At 59.6% G+C, this 2,930-nt stretch carries 3 protein-coding genes; 1 reads left to right on the top strand and 2 read right to left on the bottom strand.

The annotated features are described in order from the left end of the window. The coding region (locus tag CR254_RS17765; RefSeq protein WP_145996785.1) for a plasmid recombination protein at nucleotides 1–947 on the bottom strand (947 nt) is incomplete at its 3' end. A gap of 326 nt (nucleotides 948–1,273) precedes the next feature. Here CR254_RS17765 and CR254_RS17770 point away from each other — a divergent pair. Next, on the top strand, nucleotides 1,274–1,492 hold the full coding sequence (locus CR254_RS17770; RefSeq protein WP_180956067.1) for a helix-turn-helix transcriptional regulator: 219 nt from the start codon (nucleotides 1,274–1,276) through the stop codon (nucleotides 1,490–1,492). A 38-nt stretch (nucleotides 1,493–1,530) separates the two neighbouring features. Here the strand turns inward: CR254_RS17770 and CR254_RS17775 are convergent, their stop codons facing one another. Continuing rightward, nucleotides 1,531–2,742, bottom strand: coding sequence for a tyrosine-type recombinase/integrase (locus CR254_RS17775; RefSeq protein WP_180956068.1), 1,212 nt, complete (start codon nucleotides 2,740–2,742; stop codon nucleotides 1,531–1,533). Nucleotides 2,743–2,930 lie beyond the last annotated feature (188 nt).

Here is a 2,930-nt window from a genome sequence, read left to right on the forward strand (position 1 = left end):
ACAGCCTGCTTTTCTTTCTCAATGGCCTCCGCTTCCTGCGCCATTGCTGTTTCCAGACTGGCCTGCCGCGTCTCCAGCCTCTTCATATCCTCGGCCATGGCCGCCTGTTTCTTTTCCAGCCGTTGGCTGTAGGTCTCTTTTCGTTTGATCTCTTTTTCCGTCAATTCGGCCTTCGCCTCTAATTTCCTCAGGTGTCTATGGGTCTTCTCCACTGACGCCTTTTGGTCACTGAGCTCTAGCGAGATCGCCTCGATCTCGGCCTCCAGCGTCGCCTTCTCCTGCGGCAGATCCGCGCGCAGCTGTTTCACAGTCCGGTGAAGCGTGTCCGGGTAGTCAGCCCCGGCTTTCAGCCGCGCCTTCTTTCTGTTGCCGCGTTCGATCTCGGGCGCGAAGCGTTGCATCACCTCAGCCGCCAGATATTGCAACGCGGACATATCGCCGAGGCGGGTGGCGTTGCTGATCGGCTCTCCGTCGTCGTTGTACGCGCGCAGGGTAAAATGCGCATGGATCGCGGTCTCATCGAGATGGACGACCAGCGCTTCCAGCGATGTCTTCAGCTGAACCGCGATCTCATGCGCCAGTTCTTTGAACGCGCGATCCTGCCTCTCATCAGGCAACCGATTGAATGCCTCCTGGGCGCGATGCCCGAAGGTGATGATGCCAACAGTCACCACGGCCGCGTTGGATTTCATCTTGCGGGTCCGGCCTGCGCGCAGCCGCAACGCTTCGTTCTCCTGCTGGATATCGGGCAGCGGACGCAGCGGCATGAGGGGCCGGTTCAGTTCCGTACGGTCCCCGTCCACGTAAACCGGTTGCGCACCGATCCGGAAGTCATGCCGCCGCTGGAACTTCGCGCGCGACATCGTCTTGGGCTCGATGCGAACGGAAACAGCATTGGGATTGGACGCTGTCGCATCCCGGAGGGTATGGGTTTTTGTATCTGTCATGGGGCAAGCATCCGCTGCCTCAATGAAAGTTCAAAAGCCGTTCTGAATATGGTATGTTTGTCATATGCTTAATGAAGGACAACCTGGTCGCATAACCTACTCGGCATAACTTGCGTTATCCCGATCCGGTGAAGAGGCTTCGCCCCTTTCAAAACCCCACCAAAGAGGATGCTCCGCCCTCTTTGGAAACACCAAGCCAAGGGCTGCCTGACCCCCCTGGGCCGCTGGCCGGGACGTTCCCAGATGCTGTCGATACCTGTGGATAACCGGGTGTGGCCTGGAATTTCCGACATATGTCTTCGGAAACACGAGCCAAGGAGCCCCATATGACCAAGCCACAGCCTGACCTTCAACTCATCGACCGGTGGGAGGTGATCCGCATGCTCGGGATCAGCGAGTCGACACTGGAACGGATGCTTGTGCGCGACGAGCATTTCCCACTCCCCCGCCGTCTTGGCACCCGCACGGTGCGCTGGCTAAAACACGAGGTCGAGAGCTTTATCCGCAGCCTCGAAGTCGTCGACTACTTTGGCGACGGCACCTGACTCTGCCCCGCCGCTGCAACACGGCGGAGCAAGGTTATCTACAGGTGATCCGCAAGGCGCGGTGGCATCGTCCCGCCTGTCACGTAATCCGCCCAATCCTGCATCAGGGCACGACGTTCTTCCAGCAGGTCATCCCGCATATAGGCCTGCACAAGCTGATCCTTCTCGTGCGACAGCGCGGTTTCCATGACGTCATGGGCGTAGCACCCTTGCTTGCGCGCCCAGGTCCGGAAACTCGTCCGCATGCCATGGCCGGTGATGGACGCATCGAAGGTCTGGAACCCGAGGCGTGCCCGGTTCTCGCAGATGACGCCGGACTTGTTGCGCGGGCGTGCAAAGGTCTGGTCCTTATTCCCGTTCAGCAGATGCATATTCTCGAAGACCTGCGCCAGTTGCGCTGAGACCGGAACCCGGTGTTCGCGACGCATCTTCATGTGCTCCGCTCGACTGGTCCAGATGCGAGCCTCCAGATCGAGGTCATCCCACGCCATGAACCGGACTTCCTTCGTCCGCTTCGCAGACAAAAGCATGACCATCATCATCTGCCGGACGTCCTCCTCCTCGCGCGCGTCGCTCACCAGCCATTGCCACAGCTCGGGGACCCGCCCCCAATAGAGGGCTGCATGGTGCTTCGTCTCTTTGCGCACCCGACCGAACGCGATCTGAGGGCTGAAATCTGCGGGGTTCACCTCGGCATGTTCCAGAACCTTCGCGAGCTCGAAGACCTCCTTCACCCGGCCCAAGGTTCGCTTTGCCGTCTCGTGCTTGACCCGCCAGATCGGGTCGAAGGCCGCGATGATGTGACGTTGACGGATCTCGTTGAGCGGCAGCTTTCCGAAATGTGGAAAGGCATAGGTCTTGAGCGTCGACCAGTTCTGCTCGATGTGTTTGCCATTTGACAGGCCCTGTTTCTTCCGGTCGAACCAGACCTTCGCAAAGTCCTGAAATCTGGGCACATCGCCCGAGGGTTCCGGAAAGTCCGGTAGCTGGGTGGGCGTGTTGAGAGGCGCGGTCTGGTCCGGGCTGTCGTGTCCTGCTTTCTTGAGGACGGCCTGAACCCGCGCATCCCTGAGCGACACATCAGGATAACGCCCCAGGGTGATCCACCGGGTCCGGGTGCCTTCGGTCAGGCGCAACTGAAATGTCTTGCCGCCGCCCTTGTTCAGCCGGATATAAAGGCCATTGCCATCGGACAGGCGCACCGGGGAAACACCGTAGCGTGCGGCTTCGATCTGCTTGACTGTCAACATGGCGTGGTCCCCCGGTGCGGTGTGCAAATCGAGGGTACAAAACCGCATTGGCCTGTATCAGTGCCACCACGGGGCGGCAGAGGGTGCACGGCGAATAAATTATATGAATTCCTATGGTTAAAAGGATTCGGCTGACGGCAGTTGGGGGCAGACGAAGCCGATCTCGCGCTTTCACCGCCTCCGCCACT

The sequence above is a fragment of the Pontivivens marinum genome, assembly GCF_900231835.1.
Taxonomy (GTDB): Bacteria; Pseudomonadota; Alphaproteobacteria; order Rhodobacterales; family Rhodobacteraceae; genus Pontivivens; species Pontivivens marinum.

Excerpts from the sequence above, each read along its gene's own strand:
- CR254_RS17770 (WP_180956067.1), top strand. The coding sequence starts at position 1,274 with ATGACCAAGCCACAGCCTGACCTTCAACTCATCGACCGGTGGGAGGTG.
- CR254_RS17775 (WP_180956068.1), bottom strand. The coding sequence starts at position 2,742 with ATGTTGACAGTCAAGCAGATCGAAGCCGCACGCTACGGTGTTTCCCCG.